Raw genomic sequence first — 16,268 nt, forward strand, 5'->3', positions numbered from 1 at the left:
TCCTATGGTCTTAAAGGTTGATCACGCGCACCGGACGGACCTCCGCCCCCTCGACCCGGACCAGCGCCACCGGTTTCCCGGCAAAAAGCGCAACAGCGGTACCGTCCCCGCCGACCGAACCCTGGATCGCCTTAAGGCGTTCGAGGTCCTGCCGGGTGAGGAGCGCCACCGCTTGGCCGTGTCTCAGTCGGTGCGCTTCGCTTTCCGTCAGGGCCAGCGCCGGGATGTCGTCCAGCGCGGTCTCGATGGGAAGCAGAAGTCGTTCGACGGCCGCACCATGCTCCATCGCGGCCAATTCGTCCAGGGAAATTGCCGTTTCCAGCGTGAACCGGCCGACCCGCAGCCGGCGCAGCGTCGCCACATGGCCGACCGTGCCCAGCCGTTCGGCGATGTCGCGCGCCAGCGAGCGCACGTAGGTGCCCTTGCCGCAATCCACCTCGAACACGGCATGGTCGGCGTCGGGCGTCTCGACCAGCTCCAGGCGGTCGATGCGCACGCGCCGCGCGGCCAGATCCACCACGTCTCCCTCGCGGGCGATGTCGTAGGCGCGCGCGCCGTCCACCTTCAGCGCGCAGTACTGCGGCGGCACCTGATCGATCTCGCCGAGGAAGGCCGGCAGCGCCGCGCGGATGGCGTCGGCGTCGGGGCGCACGTCCGAGCGGTCGATGATCGCGCCCTCGCGGTCGTCGGTGGCGGAGCGCTCGCCCCAGCGCACGGAGAAGCGATAGGTCTTCGCCCCGTCCATGGCGTAGGAGACGGTCTTCGTCGCCTCGCCCAGCGCTATGGGCAGGATGCCGGTGGCCAGCGGGTCGAGCGTGCCGCCATGCCCGGCCTTCTCGGCGTTCAGGATGCGGCGCACCTTGCTCAGCGCCTGGGTGGAGGTCAGTCCCTCCGGCTTGTCGAGCACCAGCCAGCCATGGATCGGCTCGCCCTTCCGCTTACGCGCCACGACCGCCCCGTCCGCTGCCGTTGGAGGGCGTGGAGGGTTCGTCGTGCACGTCGTCCCTCGGCTCGCCCTCTTCGAAGGCGTCGTCGATGTCGTCGGCTTCCTCGTAACCGAGGTCGTCGGCGCCTTCCTCGTCCTTCTCGTCCCAGGAGTCGTCTTCCTCATCCGTGTCGCGGGGACCGCGGCGGGGTTCGAGGTCGCGGGCGACGTCGGGGCTGTGCAGGATGGCGTCGATGCGGCCGGCGTACTCGAACGAGACGTCCGGCTCGAAGCTCAGCGTCGGGGCGTGGCGCAGATTGACGGCGCGGACGATCTGGCCGCGCAGGAACGGGCCGGCGCGGCGCAGCGCCGCCAGCATCCCGTCCATGTCGCCGCCGCCCAGCGGCGAGACGAAGGCGGTGGCGTTCTTGAGGTCCGGGCTGATGCGCACCTCACTGACGGTGATGAGGTGCCCCTGGAGGTCCGGGTCGTGGAAGTCGCCGCGCTGGAGAACGCCCGCCAGGGCGTGGCGCAGTTCCTCGCCGACGCGGAGCATGCGCTGGGACGGCGCCTTGCCGGCACGGATGGTGGCGTGATTCTTCTTCGCCATGGCGTTGTCTTTCATCTTGCGGCCAAGCAGCCGCCACGGGAAACCGGCGGTGCAGACCACCGCCACGTTTCAACCTGTTTCTTTATCCGTCATTCCCGCAAAGGCTTCCAGCGGATCTCCGATCCGCCTGACGCCGTCAGCCCAAACTTTGTTTGGGCGAGAATCCAGCCCGGTTCGGGCACGCCATCGGAAACCCCTGGATCCCCGCCTTCGCGGGGATGACGGGGAGGTAGGGAGTTGAACGATGGGGGGCCATGGCGAACCATGGCCCCATCCGGTCAAAGTGCCCGTGCGACTTCTTCGATCTCGAAGGCTTCGATGATGTCGCCGGCTTCGATGTTGTCGTAGTTCTCGAAGGCCATGCCGCACTCGTAGCCCTCGCGCACTTCCTTGACCTCGTCCTTGAAGCGCTTGAGGGTCTTGAGCGTGCCTTCGTGGATCACGACGTTGTCGCGCAGCAGGCGGACACCCGCACCGCGCTTGACCGTGCCCTGCGTCACCATACAGCCGGCGACCTTGCCGACCTTGGTGATGTTGAAGACCTCGCGGATCGTCGCGTAGCCGATGAAGCGCTCGCGCAGCGTCGGCGACAGCATGCCGGTGAGGGCCGCCTTCACGTCGTCGATCACGTTGTAGATGATCGAGTAGTAGCGGATCTCGACGCTGTCGCGCTTGGCCATGTCGCGGGCCTGCGGGTTGGCGCGGACGTTGAAGCCGATGACCATCGCGTTGGACGCGTTCGCCAGCGTGATGTCCGACTCGTTGATCGCACCCACCGACGCGTGCAGCACGCGGACCTTGACCTCGGTGTTCTCGGCCGTGAGCTTCTCCAGCGCACCGGAGATCGCCTCGATCGAGCCCTGCACGTCGCCCTTGATGACGACCGGCAGTTCCTTGGCCTCGCCCGCCTGGATGCGGCTGAACATGTCCTGCAGCGAACCGCGGGCGGACGCCGCGTTGGCGACCTCGCGCTTCTTGCGCTGACGGAACTCGGCGATCTCGCGGGAGCGCGCTTCCGACTCGACGACGGTGAAGTCGTCGCCGGCGAGCGGCGTGCCGTTGAGGCCGAGCACCTCGACCGGGCTGGCCGGACCGGCTTCCTCGACGTTCTGGCCGCGGTCGTTGATGAGGGCACGGACGCGTCCCCACTCCGACCCGGTGACGAACACGTCGCCGACCTTCAGCGTGCCGCGCTGGACCAGCACGGTGGCGACCGAACCACGGCCGCGCTCTAGTTTCGCCTCGACGACGACGCCCTCGGCGGTGCGCTCCGGGTTGGCCTTCAGCTCGAGGATTTCCGCCTGCAGGAGGATGGCCTCCTCCAGCTTGTCCAGGTTGAGCTTGGCCTTGGCGGACACCTCGACCGTCTGGATGTCGCCGCCCATCTCCTCGACCACGAGGTCGTGCTGGAGCAGCTCCTGGCGGACCCGGTCCGGCTTGGCGTCGGGCAGGTCGATCTTGTTGATCGCCACGATGATCGGCACCTTGGCCGCCTTCGCGTGATGGATCGCCTCGATGGTCTGCGGCATGACGCCGTCGTTGGCGGCCACCACCAGCACGACCACGTCGGTGACGTTGGCACCGCGCGCGCGCATCTCGGTGAAGGCGGCGTGGCCCGGCGTGTCGATGAAGGTGATCTTCGCACCCGACTCCAGATTCACCTGATAGGCGCCGATGTGCTGGGTGATGCCGCCGGCCTCGCGGCTGACCACGTCGGTCTGGCGCAGCGCGTCCAGCAGCGAGGTCTTGCCGTGGTCGACGTGGCCCATGATGGTGACCACCGGGGGCCGCGCCTGCAGCGCCTCGTCGATGTCCTCGTTGCCGCGCAGGCCGAGTTCGACGTCGGCCTCCGAGACGCGGCGCACGCGGTGGCCGAACTCGGAGATCAGCAGCTCGGCGGTGTCGGCATCGATGGTCTGGTTGATGGTCGCCATCACGCCCATGCGCATCAACGCCTTGATGACGTCGGCGCCACGCTCGGCCATGCGGTTGGCCAGCTCCTGGACGGTGATGACTTCCGGCAGCACGACGTCGCGGGTCACCTTCTGGGTCTCCTGACGGGACAGCTGACGCAGACGCTCCTTCTCGCGGGCACGGCGGACGGCGGCCAGCGAGCGGGTGCGATCGCTGCCGTCGTCGCTGAGCGCCTGCGACACGGTCATCTTGCCACCGCCGCGACGGCGGTCGGCACCCGGAGCGGCACCGCCCGGCTTGCGGGCGGGGGCGGCCGGCGCCTTGGCCGGGCCCTTGCTGCCGGGACGGCCGCGACCGCGGCCGCTGTCCTCCTCCTCCTCCTCGACGCGCGCCGACGGCGCGCCGCCGATCGGCGGACGGGCGGACGGGGTATCGGTGCCGGCACCGGCGGCGACCGGCGGTCGGGCGGCGGGCGCCATGCGGGTGCCCTGCACGCCGCGGTCGTCGGACCGGCGGGCGGTCGGGCCTTCGGCGGGCCGACGGGCCTCCTCGGCGGCCTGACGCTTGGCCTCTTCCTCCTTGCGGCGGCGCTCGGCCTCCTCGGCGACCTGACGCTCGGCCTCCTGGATGCCGCGCAGCTCGGCCAGTTCGCGCTCGCGCAGCGTCTCGGCGTCGAGAATTTGCGGCTCTTCCGGAACGGGCTCCGGCGCGGCCTCGGGGAGCAGCTCCTCCTCATAGACCTCGTCGGGCTCGAAGCGGCGCTGCTCGGCCTCGATGATGGCGCCGCGCAACGCGCGCTCGCGCGCCTCGCGCTCTTCCTTGGTGAGCTGGCGCACCGCACCGCCCATGACGCCGCCGCGCGGACGGTTGCCACCGCCCGGTCCGCCGCGCATGGGAATGCCCTGCGCCGCCTGGCGAGCGGCCGCACCACCGTCGGCGATGCCGGGAACGGCACCCTTCTCGACGGCGCGCTTGCGCTTCACCTCGACGGTCACGGTCTTGGTTCGGCCATGGGAGAAGCTCTGCCGGACCGTACCCTCGACCGGCTTCTTCAACTCCAGCTTGCCCTTCCCCGAGCCGCCGGCGTTGAGGTGCAAGACTTTCTTGTGGTCCTGGTCGTTGCTGTCGGTCATCGGATCCGGTCAGTTAGAAACGTTGCTTGTCATGGCCCGCCGGCACCGTGCCGGCCATCGAGCCCTTGATACCCTTGAGCCGCGCCGCATCGCGGGTAAGCCCATCGGCCAACCGGCCGTGCGCCAGAACGGCGTGCACGGCGTGGTCGCGCCCGAGTGCGGCGGCGAGATCCGCCGACTCGAAGAGATCTATGATCGGCAGCCCCGGCGCCAGCGCCGTCAGCTTGCCGCGCTGGTCGGGCGAGCCGTCGGCCGCCTCCAGCAGGAGTCCGGGGGCCGGGCCGGCGCGGCCCACGTGGCCGCCCTTCAGCGCCTCGCGAACCTTTTCATAACCGGCCAGCACCTGGCCGGCGCGGCGCGCCAGCCCGATCTGGTTGAGACAGCGGCGCTGGAGCAGAAGCTCCAGACGCTCCCTCAGGTCGGCCGGGGCGCGTACGGCGCGGCGGGCGGCCTTGGAAAACAGGGTCTTGGCGATGGCCTTGTCGAGCGCGGCGCGCTCGGCGGTCAGCCACAGGCCGCGGCCCGGCAGACGCTCCTCGAGGTCCGGCACGACTTCCCCGTCCGGCGCGATCACGAAGCGGATCATGCCGTCCTTGGGCTGGACCATGCCGGTGGCGATGCAGCGGCGCAGCGGACCCTTTTCCTCGTCCGCCTCATGCGCCGGCATCGCACCGGGGTCGCTGTGGATCGCGTCGTTCAGACCTGCCATCCGATGCGCTACCGTTCTCTACATTACGCGGTCATTCAGCCGCCGGCTGCGCGTCGCCGCCAGCCGCCGGTTGTTGCGGAACGCCGCCCTCGCCATCGAACCAATGGGCACGGGCCGCCATGATGATCTCGTTCGCCTCGTCCTCGGACGGGCCGTCCTTGCCGAGGATCTCGCGCAGCTCGTCGCCGGCCAGATCGCCCAGATCGTCCAGCGTCTTGACGCCGGCCTCGCCGAGCTTGACCAGCATGGACGGGGTCAGGGCTTCCAGACCGGCCAGGGCATCGTCGACGCCCAGCTCGCGGCGGCGCTCGTCGGCGCGGACCGCCTGCTCTTCCAGGAAGCTCAGCGCGCGCTGCTTCAGCTCGTTCGCCACGTCCTCGTCGAAGCCTTCGATCTCGGCCAGTTCCTCGGTCTCGATGTAGGCGATCTCCTCGATCGTCCCGAAGCCTTCGGCCACAAGGAGATGGGCAATCACGTCGTCCACGTCGAGGCCGTCGATGAACAGCTGCGAGCGGCTGCGGAATTCCTCGGTGCGGCGCTCCGACTCCTCGGCTTCGGTGAGGATGTCGATGTCCCAGCCGGTCAGCATGGTGGCGAGGCGGACGTTCTGGCCGCGGCGGCCGATGGCCAGCGACAGCTGATCGTCGGGCACCACCACCTCGATGCGGCGGCCTTCCTCGTCGAGCACGACCTTGGCCACCTCGGCCGGGGCCAGCGCGTTGACGACGAACGTCGCGGCGTCGTTGTTGAACGGGATGATGTCGATCTTCTCGCCCTGCAACTCGCCGACCACCGCCTGGACGCGGCTGCCGCGCATGCCGACGCAGGCACCCACGGGGTCGATGGAGCTGTCGTGGCTGACCACGGCGATCTTGGCGCGGCTGCCCGGATCGCGCGCCACGGCGCGGATCTCGATGATGCCGTCGTAGATTTCCGGCACTTCCTGCTTGAACAGGTTGGCCATGAACATCGGGTGCGTGCGCGACAGGAAGATCTGCGGGCCGCGGGCTTCCTCGCGCACGTCGTAGATGTAGGCGCGGACGCGGTCGCCGTTCTTGAAGTGCTCGCGCGGCAGCAGCTCGTCGCGGCGCAGGATCGCTTCGGCGCGGCCCAGGTCGACGGTGACGTTGCCGTACTCGACGCGCTTGACCAAGCCGTTGACGACCTCGCCGATGCGGTCTTTGTACTCGTTGAACTGGCGCTTGCGCTCGGCGTCGCGGACCTTCTGGACGATGACCTGCTTGGCGGTCTGCGCGGCGATGCGGCCGAAATCGATGGGCGGCAGCGGATCGATGATCCAGTCGCCGATCTTGGTCTCCGGCTTGCGGCGGATCTGGGACGCGAGGCTGACCTGCGTCGCTTCGTTCTCGACGGTCTCGACGACCTCAAGGTAGCGGGCGAGGTGGATGTCGCCGGTCTTGCGGTCGATGCGGGCGCGGATGTCGTGCTCGTGGCCGTATTTCGACCGCCCGGCCTTCTGAATCGCCTGTTCCATCGCCTCCAGGACTTCGTCCCGGTCGATGTTCTTTTCGCGGGCAACCGCGTCAGCGACTTGCAGCAGTTCCATCCGTCACACTTCCTGGACTGACCGTTGTTCTATCCCGAACCGAGAAAGGTCCGGGTCACCCCTGTTCCTGGCCGCTGGCGGCACGGAGCAATTCGTCCGTGATCACCAGCTTGGCGCGCAGAACGTTGTCGAACGGCACGCGCGTCGGGCCGATTTCGGAGTCGAGGAGAACGTCGTCGCCCTCGATCCCCGTCAGCGTGCCCTTGAAGCGCTTGCGACCGTCGATCGCGAGGCGCGTCTCGAGTTTCGCCGTGAAGCCGGCGAAACGCTCGAAGTCCTTGAGCCGGGTCAGCGGCCGGTCGAGACCGGGCGAGCTGACCTCCAGCGTGTAGGCCCCAGCGATGGGATCCTCGACGTCGAGCAGCGCCGACACGGAGCGGCTGATGTCGGCGCAATCCTCGACCGTCATGGGAGCGCCGTCGGAGCGCTCGGCCATGATCTGCAGGGTCGGGCGTTGCCCGCCCAACAGCAGCACCCTCACGATCTCATAGCCCAGGGCTTCGACCGAAGGTGCGATGATCTGCTCGATCCGACCGGTTGCTTCCATTCCACCAAACCTGCTCCGAAGCGCTGGGCTCCGGGCATTCCACACGCTGATAAAAAAATTGGTGCGCCAAGGCGCACCCTCAAAGCGTCTCGCCGGCCCGTTCGCACGGGCCGCCAAGCCGTATGGGATTTCGGGTCTGAATATAACCGTCTTTCGCTGCGCTGCAAGCCTTTTCCCGACCGCCGCGGCATCCTGTACGCCGGGTACGGTGGAAGCGGAAGTCAGGAGGCCCGAGGCTTCCTGACGAAGCGCAGGAAGACCGGCTTGCGGCCGGCCTCGATGGCCTTCTGCTCGTAGCGGGTGGGCGGCCAGTCCGCGGGGCGCTCGCGCCAGTCGCGCGGGGTCCGGGCGGTCCACTCGAAGTCCGGGTGCTTGACGGTGTGCTCCAGCATCCAGCGCACCAGCCCCATGTCGTCGCTGGCCAGCCGCAGCTCCGCCCCGTCCTTCAGCACGCGCGCCAGACGCAGCAGATTGTCCGGGCCGATGAAACGGCGGTCCCAGTGGCGCTTCTTCGGCCAGGGATCGGCGAACAGCACGAAGGCGCGGCCGACGGAGGCGTCCGGCAGCGCTTCGAGCAGCGGGCGGGCGTCGTCGGGTAGGACGCGGACGTTGTCCAGCTTCGCCTGATCGACCAGCGCCATCAGCCCGGCCACGCCGTTGACGAAGGGCTCGGCGCCGATGAGGCCGACGCTCGGGTTGTGCTCGGCCTGCCACGCGAGGTGGTGGCCGCTGCCGAAGCCGACCTCCAGCCAGACATCGTCCACCGGCCGGCCGAACAGCGCGTACGGATCGACCCGGTCGCCCGGCTGCGGCACGGGGATGGCGAGCGTCGGCAGCAGCGTGTCGATCAGGCTGGACTTGCGCTTGCGCAGCGGACGGCCTTTGCGCCGCCCGTAGAGCCGGTGCGCGGGGTCTTGCGAGGTGTCGGCCGAGGTGTCGTCGGTCATGGTCGGATGCTCAAAAAAAGACGCAGGGACCCGAAGGCCCCTGCGCTCGATACACGGCAATGCGTCGATCAGGAGAACGCGTTGCGCAGGTCGTTGACGAGGTCGGTCTTCTCCCACGAGAAGCCGCCGTCGGCGTCCGGCTCGCGGCCGAAGTGGCCGTAGGCGGCGGTGCGCGCGTAGATCGGCTTGTTGAGGCCGAGGTGCGTGCGGATGCCGCGCGGGCTGAGGTTCACCAGCTGCTGGAGCACGTCCGACAGGCGATCCTCGTCCACCCGGCCGGTGCCGGCGGTGTCGATGTAGACCGACAGCGGCTTCGACACGCCGATGGCGTAGGCGAGCTGGATCGTGCACTTGTCGGCCAGACCGGCGGCGACGACGTTCTTCGCCAGATAGCGCGCCGCGTAGGCGGCCGAGCGGTCGACCTTCGTCGGGTCCTTGCCCGAGAAGGCGCCGCCGCCGTGCGGAGCCGCACCGCCGTAGGTGTCGACGATGATCTTGCGGCCGGTCAGGCCGGCGTCGCCGTCCGGGCCGCCGATGACGAAGCGGCCGGTCGGGTTCACGTAGAACGCCGGCTCCTCGCACATCCAGCCCTGCGGCAGGCAGTTGAGGACGTGCGGGCGGACGATTTCACGGATGGCGTCCTGGTCGAACGCCTCGCCGTGCTGGGTGGAGACGACGACCGAGGTGGCGCGCACCGGCTTGCCGTCGACGTATTGCAGCGTGACCTGGCTCTTGGCGTCCGGGCCGAACTCGATGGCGGCGCCGGAGTGGCGGGCCTCGGCCATCGACTTCAAAATGGCGTGCGCGTAGTAGATCGGCGCCGGCATCAGCGCCGGGGTCTCGTTGCAGGCGTAGCCGAACATGATGCCCTGGTCGCCGGCACCCTCGTCCTTGTTGCCGGCGGCGTCGACGCCCATGGCGATGTCGGCCGACTGGGAGTGGACGAAGCACTTGACGTCCATCTTCTCCCAATGGAAGCCGTCCTGCTCGTAGCCGATGTCCTTCACCGCGTGGCGGGCAACCTGGACCAGCATGTCCGGGGTGATCGTCTCCGGTCCGCGCACTTCGCCGGCCAGGACGACCTGATTGGTGGTGCACAGCGTCTCGACCGCGACACGCGCGTACGGGTCGTGCGACAGGAACAGGTCGACGATGGCGTCGGAAATCCGGTCGCTGACCTTGTCCGGATGGCCCTCGGACACGGATTCGCTGGTGAAGACGTAGTTCTGCTTGGCCACGGCAACCTCGGCTATTTCACAAGAGTGGCTTGAAGATCGGGCTTTCGCCGATCCAAGATCAACGTATAGCCGATTGGACGCGGTGTTTGGCAACATTTTCCGGCACGGTCGAGCGACCTTCACCGGGAAACACCGCATGTCGCAGCAAAGCAAAGGGCGGAGGCGCGGTAAAGACGCGCCCCCTGCCCTGGAAGACTTGGTCTATTCCGCCGCTTCGAACGTGCCGGCGTTGGCCACGGCCTTGGTCAGCTCGAACAGCCGCTTGCGCACCGACGAGTCGTTGATGCGGTAGTAGGCGCGCACCAACTCCAACGTCTCGCGCTTGGCCATGGGGTCCGGCTCGTAGCCGCCCGGCTTTTCACTGCCGAGGGACATCGGCTCGTCCGCCGGCACTTCGACGTCGGCCGGCATGTCGTCGAAGAAGAACGAGACCGGGACGTCGAGCACCCGGCTCAAGTCGAAAAGGCGCGACGCACCGATGCGGTTCGCACCGCGCTCGTACTTCTGCACCTGCTGGAAGGTTAGGCCGATGGCTTCGCCCAGCTTCTCCTGGCTCATGCCCAGGAGAGTCCGGCGCAACCGCACGCGGGAGCCGACATGTACGTCGATCGGATTCGGCTTCCCGGTCTTGGGGCGGCCGGTGATTCCCCGGCGGCCCCGCGCTGCTGTCTGCATACCCTGATTCCCCGAAAACCTGTTCGTACCGTTGTATGACATATCCACGTATGCAGTCAAGTGTGTCCCCGGAACACCGGACATGCGCGTGGGTTGTAGCGATAGTTGGTTACGCTAGCGCTTTTGTCGAGCCGCAAGCGCGAGCGTGGCGGCGCCCAGAAGCAGTACCACGAAGATCCAGTCGCCGGCCCAACCATAAATGGTTGTTCCGGGAATCGCTTTCGGCAAGGCCGCATCCAGCACGCCACGCACGCCGAGGCCGAGTTCGGCCGTCACCCGGCCATAAGAGTCGGCAACACCGGAGATGCCGGTCTGCGCGCTGCGCACCAGCGGCATGCCCTCCTCCACCGCGCGCACCTGGGAGATGGCGAAGTGCTGGTGCGGGCCGGAGGTCTCGCCGTACCACGCGTCGTTGGTGAGGTTGAGCAGCCACTGCGGGCGGTCTGCCCGGTCCACCACCGCGCCGGGGAAGATCACCTCGTAGCAGATCAGCGGGCTGACCGGCGGCAGGCCCGGCAGGTGCAGCGTGCGCGGCCCCGGCCCGGCGGAGAACTCCGCCCCGTTGCCGGCGATGGCGCCCACGGGCAGGTACTGGCGCAGCGGCATGTACTCACCGAAGGGCACGAGGTGCGCCTTGTCGAAGCTGTCGCGCACCGTGCCGTCGCCGTCGATGACCAGCAGGCTGTTGTAATAACGCACACTTCCGTCCGGCTGCCGCACGGCGCGCGGCGCGCCGGTCAGCGTCAGCCCGCCGGGCGGCGTCACCGAGGCCACCGCCATGCGGTTGGCGGCGTCCGTCTCGATGAAGAAGGGGATGGCCGTCTCCGGCCAGATCAGGTGCGTCACCGGCTCGCGCGCCGGGGTGGCGGACAGTTCCAGGTGCGTCTCGAAGACGCGCAGGCGCTCGCCCGGTTCCCATTTGTAGCGCTGCTCGACGCCGGACTGGACGAGGCGCAGCCGCACGCCGGGCACCGTGTCGGTGGAAGCGCCGGCCAGCCGCACGGCGCCCCAGCCGCCGATCGCGGCGAACAGCGCCAGCCCGGCCGCGAGCGCCACCGTCACCCGCCGCCGCGGCTCGGCCGCGTCGCCGAAGGCGGCGGGCAGTGCCGCGACCAGCACGGTCAGCAGGCTCAGCCCGTAGACGCCGACGACCGAGACGCTTTGCAGCACCGGCAGCCAGCCGACCCAGGAATAGCCGATGAGGTTCCACGGGAAGCCGGTGAAGATGTGGCCGCGCAGCCACTCGAACGCCGCCCAGGCGACCGCGAAGGCGATGGCCCGCGCCAAGCCGCGTACCGGCAGCGCCCAGACCGCCAGCGTCGTCAGCCCGGTGAACATGGCCAACAGCATCGGCAGCCCGACGGCGGCGAACGGCACCGCCCACCAGAACTGCGCGATGTCGGTGAACAGCGCGAAGGTCACCCAGTACAGGCCGCAGAGGTGATGGCCGAAGCCGAACCACCAGCCGATGGCGAACGCCGCCTTTTTGGTGGCGGCACCGTCGAGCAGCCACAGCAGGCCGGGGAACGCGATGAGCAGCAGCGGCACCGCGTAGGCCGGCGGCAGCGCGAACGTGGCGAGCCCGCCGAGCGCGGCGGCGGCGGCGTAGCGGCGCCAGCCGGTGAGGGCCGCCAGCCGGTCGGCGGTGCGCGCGGTCAAGCGGTCTTGCGGGAGGGTGTCGGCAACGTGCACGAGCGGTCCTTCTTTGCCCTCCCCCAGCCCCGCTGGGGGAGGGAGGGACCCGCACAGCGGGAGGATGGGGGCAGCGGTTTTCTCAAGGATCAACGGTCCGCAAAGTCAGGATTCTCGGAGAGGCCGCTGCCCCCACCCTTCCCACTTCGTGGGCCCCTTCCCTCCCCCGCCGGGGGCGGGGGAGGGATTTCAGGATTTCAACTTACCCCGTCGCCGCCAGTTCCGAAATGTTGGCCGGCATGTTGCGCACGCGCAGGCGCTTGATCCGCCGGGGGTCCGCCTCGACGATCTCGAACTCCAGGCCGGAGGGGTGCTTCAGCAGCTCGCCGCGGCCCGGCACCCGGCCGGCCAGCGACACCACCAGCCCGCCCAGCGTGTCGATGTCCTCGCGCTGCTCCTCGGTCAGCACCGTGCCGACGCGGGCTTCGAAGTCCTCGATGGAGATGCGGGCGTCGGCGATCAGCGAGCCGTCCGGGCGCTCGACCAGACGCGGCTGCGCCGCCTCGTCGTGTTCGTCCTCAATCTCGCCGACGATCTCCTCGACGAGGTCCTCGATGGTGACGAGGCCGTCGATGCCGCCGAACTCGTCGACCACCAGCGCCATGTGCTGGCGGGTCTGGCGCATCTGCAAAAGCAGGTCGAGCACCGGCATGGACGGCGCCACGATGGACACGTCGCGCACGATGTCCTTGAGTTCCTGCACCTTCTGGCTGGCGACGCAGGCCAGCACGTCCTTGATGTGCACCATGCCGATGACGTCGTCGAGCGTCTCGCGGTACACGGGCAGGCGCGAGTGCGCCTCCTCGGACATGCGCTGGATGAGGGCGGGCAACGTGGTGTCCACGTCGATGGCGACGATGTCGGCGCGCGGCACCATCACATCGACCACGGTGCGGTCGCGCAGCTTCAGGATGTTGGCGAGCAGCGTGCGCTCGCCGGCGTCCATGGAGCCTTCGCTCTCGTCGTCGTCCTCGATCAGCTCCTCGATGGTGTCGCGGAGCGTGGTGTCGCCGCGGCCCCGGATGGCGGAGCGCAGCCACCCGCGAAACAGATGGCCCAGCGAATGTTGGTCTTCGGCCCCGTCGTCACGGGGCGTTCGACTGTCGGAGGTTTCGGTCATCGTCCTGGCGTTGGCGATTGAAGATCTTGGTGGTTTGGCGGCGTCACGGCCGGCTGGGATGTCGCATAGGGGTCGGGCACGCCGAGCGTGCCCAGCACCTCGACTTCCAACTGTTCCATCTCTTCGGCCTCGGCGTCCACCTCGTGATCATACCCAAGCAGATGGAGAACACCATGCACCACAAGGTGGCATAGATGATTCGATAGAGTTTTGCCCTGCTCGGCGGACTCGCGGACCAGCGTTTCCCACGCCAGCACCACGTCGCCCAGCAGCGTCGGCGCGCCCTCGACCTCCGGTTCGTCCGCCTCGGTCAGCGCGAAGGAGAGCACGTTGGTCGGCTTGTCCTTGCCGCGGTAGTCGCGGTTGAGCGTCTGCACCAGCGCGTCGTCGCCCAGCACCACCGACAGCTCGGCCGGGCCGTCCGCCGGGTCCCAGACCGCCGACAGCGCCGCCATGGCGGCGCGCTCGGCCAGCCATTCGGAGTCCTCGGGCCATTCACCGGCCTCGCGGGACACGGCGATGTCCACTTCGATCATGCCCCCGCTCCCCTTGGCGCTCATGGCCGCCCCTCCCCGTTCGCCGGCTTGGCGGCCCTGGCCGACTCGGCGCGGTCGTAGGCCTGGATGATGCGGCTGACCAGCGGGTGGCGCACCACGTCGAGGTGGCTGAAGGTGACGAAGCGCACGCCCTCGACGCCGTTCAGGATCTCCAGCGCCTCGCGCAGGCCGGACTTGGTGCCGGTCGGCAGGTCGATCTGCGTGACGTCGCCGGTGATGACCATGCGCCCGCCCTCGCCCAGCCGGGTGAGGAACATCTTCATCTGCATGGGCGTGGTGTTCTGCGCCTCGTCCAGGATGACGAAGGCGTTGCCCAGAGTGCGGCCGCGCATGAAGGCCAGCGGCGCGATCTCGATCTCGCCCGACTCCAGGCGCTTCTTCACCTGCTCGGCCGGCAGCATGTCGTGCAGCGCGTCGTAGAGCGGGCGGAGGTACGGGTCCACCTTCTCCTTCAGGTCGCCGGGCAGGAAACCCAGCCGCTCGCCGGCCTCGACCGCCGGGCGCGACAGCACGATGCGGTCCACCTGACCGGAGGTCAGCAGCGCCACCGCCTGCGCCACCGCCAGATAGGTTTTGCCGGTGCCCGCCGGCCCCAGGCCGAACACCATCTCGCTCTCGGCCAGCGCCTGGAGATAGGTCGCCTGCATGGGCGAGCGCGGCGTGATGGCGCCGCGGCGGCGCGTGCGCACCTGCACGTCCGGCCGCACGATGGAAGCCAGCGCCTGCCCGCGCGCCGAACCGTCCTCGGGCACGGTCGCCATGCGGATGGCGGCGTCCACTTCGCCGGAACCCACCTCCATGCCGCGCTGAAGCCGTTCGTACAGCGCCTTCAGCGCCGACTGCGCGGAGTCCGCGGCGTCCGGCGGGCCGGCGATGGTCAGCACATTGCCGCGCGAGATCAGCGACACGCCGAGCTGGCGTTCGACCCGCGCCAGATGCTCGTCGTGCTGGCCGTACAGCAGCGGCAGAAGCCGGTTGTCCTCGAAACGAAGGTCGATACGCTGATCTGGGCGCTGGTCCTGCGTGCCGTTCAAGCGGAAATCCCCGCGGGTTGGTCCGTACGCGAGACGTACACGCCCGTCTCCACCGTACCGGTGAGGCTGTTGGCGTACGCCCCTTCGATGCGCACGTCGGCGATGGTGCCGATCAGGCGCTCGGGCGCCTGGACGTACACCGACTGCATGTGCGGGCTGCGCCCCATGATCTGGCCCGGCCGCTTGCCTTGGCGGTCGAACAGCACCGGCACCGTCCGCCCGGCGAATCCCGCGTTGAACGCGTGCGACTGGGCGTCGATGAGCTGCTGGAGCGCCGCGAGGCGGCTTTCCTTCACGTCCTCGGGCACCTGGGCGCCCTCGGATGCCGCCGGCGTGCCGGGGCGCGCGCTGTACTTGAAGGAGTACGCCTGGGCGTACTGGACGTCGCTCACCAGACGCAGCGTCTCGGCAAAGTCCGCGTCGCTCTCGCCGGGAAAGCCGACGATGAAGTCGCCGGACAGCGCCAGAGCGGGGTTGGCGGCGCGCAGCTTTTCCACGACCCGGCGGTAGTGGTCGGCGGTGTGCTTGCGGTTCATCGCCGCCAGGATGCGGTCCGACCCGGACTGCACCGGCAAGTGCAGGTAGGGCATGAGCTGCGGCACCTCGGCGTGCGCCCGGATCAGGTCGTCTTCCAGGTCGCGGGGGTGCGAGGTGGTGTAGCGGATGCGCGCCAGCCCGTCGATCTCCGCCAGCTCGCGGATCACCCGCGCCAGCGACCACGTGGAGCCATCGGGGCCTTCGCCATGGTAGGCGTTGACGTTCTGGCCCAGCAGGTTGATCTCGACGGCGCCGTTGGCGACCATGCGCCGCGCTTCCGCCAGCACCGGGGCGACCGGGCGCGAGAACTCGGCGCCGCGGGTGTACGGCACGACGCAGAAGGTGCAGAACTTGTCGCAGCCCTCCTGCACCGCCAGGAAGGCGGACAGCCCCTGCTTGCCGCCATCGTCCGGCAGATGGTCGAACTTGGATTCCGCCGGGAAGTCGGTGTTGAGCACCGCACCGGCGGCGCGGTGGGCCCTCGCCACCATCTCCGGCAGGGTGTGGTAGGTCTGTGGGCCGAAGACGATGTCGACGAAGGGCGCGCGGGCGACGATCTCCTCGCCCTCGGCCTGGGCGACGCAGCCGGCCACCGCCAGCACCATGCGCTCCCCGCCCGCGGCCTTGCGGTCCTTGAGCTGGCGCAGCCGTCCCAGCTCCGAGAACACCTTTTCGGCGGCCTTTTCGCGGATGTGGCAGGTGTTGAGGATCACCATGTCGGCGCCGTCCGGTTCGTCGGACGGCGTGTAGCCGAGGGGAGCCAGCACGTCCGCCATACGGGCGGAATCGTACACGTTCATCTGGCAGCCCCAGGTCTTGATGAAGAGCTTCTTACTCAACGCGCCCCTGCCGCGGAAATAGCGAAAAGCGCGCCGGGAACACCGCGGCGCGCGAGCTCAAGGTCATATGGTATCGCAAGCCAGAGGAAACGAGTCAACGACCGTGGACTCCCCCACCGTACCGGGCGCCGGCCTGCATGGCCACGCCCTGGGCCTGGATCTAGGGCAGGATGGAGACGACAAGCAGGCCAAGGTAGATGCCGACGAACAGGCCAAGGACAATG

Annotated in this window: 14 protein-coding genes; all 14 read right to left on the minus strand. The window is 68.9% G+C overall.

Going from position 1 to position 16,268, the window contains the following annotated elements:
• Positions 1–10: 10 nt before the first annotated feature.
• The 14 genes from truB to miaB all read right to left on the minus strand — a co-directional run bounded on the left by truB (position 11) and on the right by miaB (position 16,044).
• On the minus strand, positions 11–949 hold the full coding sequence (gene truB, locus ACSVDD_RS24745; RefSeq protein ID WP_448192084.1) for a tRNA pseudouridine(55) synthase TruB: 939 nt from the start codon (positions 947–949) through the stop codon (positions 11–13).
• Complete coding sequence (rbfA, locus tag ACSVDD_RS24750; protein WP_448192085.1) at positions 939–1,535, minus strand: 30S ribosome-binding factor RbfA; 597 nt, start codon at positions 1,533–1,535, stop codon at positions 939–941. Before rbfA ends, truB begins: the two co-directional genes overlap by 11 nt.
• 278 nt (positions 1,536–1,813) lie before the next feature.
• Positions 1,814–4,582: a translation initiation factor IF-2 gene (infB, locus tag ACSVDD_RS24755; protein ID WP_448192086.1), complete on the minus strand. Its 2,769-nt coding sequence runs from the start codon at positions 4,580–4,582 to the stop codon at positions 1,814–1,816.
• Between the two features lie 13 nt (positions 4,583–4,595).
• Positions 4,596–5,291, minus strand: coding sequence for an RNA-binding protein (locus tag ACSVDD_RS24760; RefSeq protein ID WP_448192087.1), 696 nt, complete (start codon positions 5,289–5,291; stop codon positions 4,596–4,598).
• A gap of 31 nt (positions 5,292–5,322) precedes the next feature.
• Positions 5,323–6,858, minus strand: coding sequence for a transcription termination factor NusA (gene nusA, locus ACSVDD_RS24765; protein ID WP_448192088.1), 1,536 nt, complete (start codon positions 6,856–6,858; stop codon positions 5,323–5,325).
• A 55-nt stretch (positions 6,859–6,913) separates the two neighbouring features.
• Positions 6,914–7,405: a ribosome maturation factor RimP gene (gene rimP, locus ACSVDD_RS24770; RefSeq protein ID WP_448192089.1), complete on the minus strand. Its 492-nt coding sequence runs from the start codon at positions 7,403–7,405 to the stop codon at positions 6,914–6,916.
• Between the two features lie 221 nt (positions 7,406–7,626).
• Positions 7,627–8,352, minus strand: coding sequence for a tRNA (guanine(46)-N(7))-methyltransferase TrmB (gene trmB, locus ACSVDD_RS24775; RefSeq protein ID WP_448192090.1), 726 nt, complete (start codon positions 8,350–8,352; stop codon positions 7,627–7,629).
• A gap of 68 nt (positions 8,353–8,420) precedes the next feature.
• Entirely contained in the window at positions 8,421–9,590 is a 1,170-nt protein-coding gene (metK, locus tag ACSVDD_RS24780; RefSeq protein ID WP_448192091.1) for a methionine adenosyltransferase, read from the minus strand.
• Between the two features lie 201 nt (positions 9,591–9,791).
• The gene (locus tag ACSVDD_RS24785) at positions 9,792–10,265 is read right to left on the minus strand and encodes a helix-turn-helix domain-containing protein (protein ID WP_448192092.1); all 474 of its coding nucleotides are present in this window, start codon (positions 10,263–10,265) and stop codon (positions 9,792–9,794) included.
• 114 nt (positions 10,266–10,379) lie between these two features.
• Complete coding sequence (gene lnt, locus ACSVDD_RS24790; RefSeq protein WP_448192093.1) at positions 10,380–11,924, minus strand: apolipoprotein N-acyltransferase; 1,545 nt, start codon at positions 11,922–11,924, stop codon at positions 10,380–10,382.
• 235 nt (positions 11,925–12,159) lie between these two features.
• On the minus strand, positions 12,160–13,077 hold the full coding sequence (locus ACSVDD_RS24795) for a hemolysin family protein (protein ID WP_448192094.1): 918 nt from the start codon (positions 13,075–13,077) through the stop codon (positions 12,160–12,162).
• On the minus strand, positions 13,074–13,613 hold the full coding sequence (ybeY, locus tag ACSVDD_RS24800) for an rRNA maturation RNase YbeY (protein WP_448192204.1): 540 nt from the start codon (positions 13,611–13,613) through the stop codon (positions 13,074–13,076). Before ybeY ends, ACSVDD_RS24795 begins: the two co-directional genes overlap by 4 nt.
• Positions 13,614–13,633: 20 nt before the next feature.
• Complete coding sequence (locus tag ACSVDD_RS24805) at positions 13,634–14,668, minus strand: PhoH family protein (protein WP_448192095.1); 1,035 nt, start codon at positions 14,666–14,668, stop codon at positions 13,634–13,636.
• Positions 14,665–16,044 carry a tRNA (N6-isopentenyl adenosine(37)-C2)-methylthiotransferase MiaB gene (gene miaB / locus ACSVDD_RS24810; protein ID WP_448192096.1) on the minus strand — a complete coding sequence of 460 codons (1,380 nt, stop codon included), beginning with the start codon at positions 16,042–16,044 and terminating at the stop codon, positions 14,665–14,667. Before miaB ends, ACSVDD_RS24805 begins: the two co-directional genes overlap by 4 nt.
• Positions 16,045–16,268: the final 224 nt, after the last annotated feature.

The organism is Azospirillum terrae (assembly GCF_053470425.1).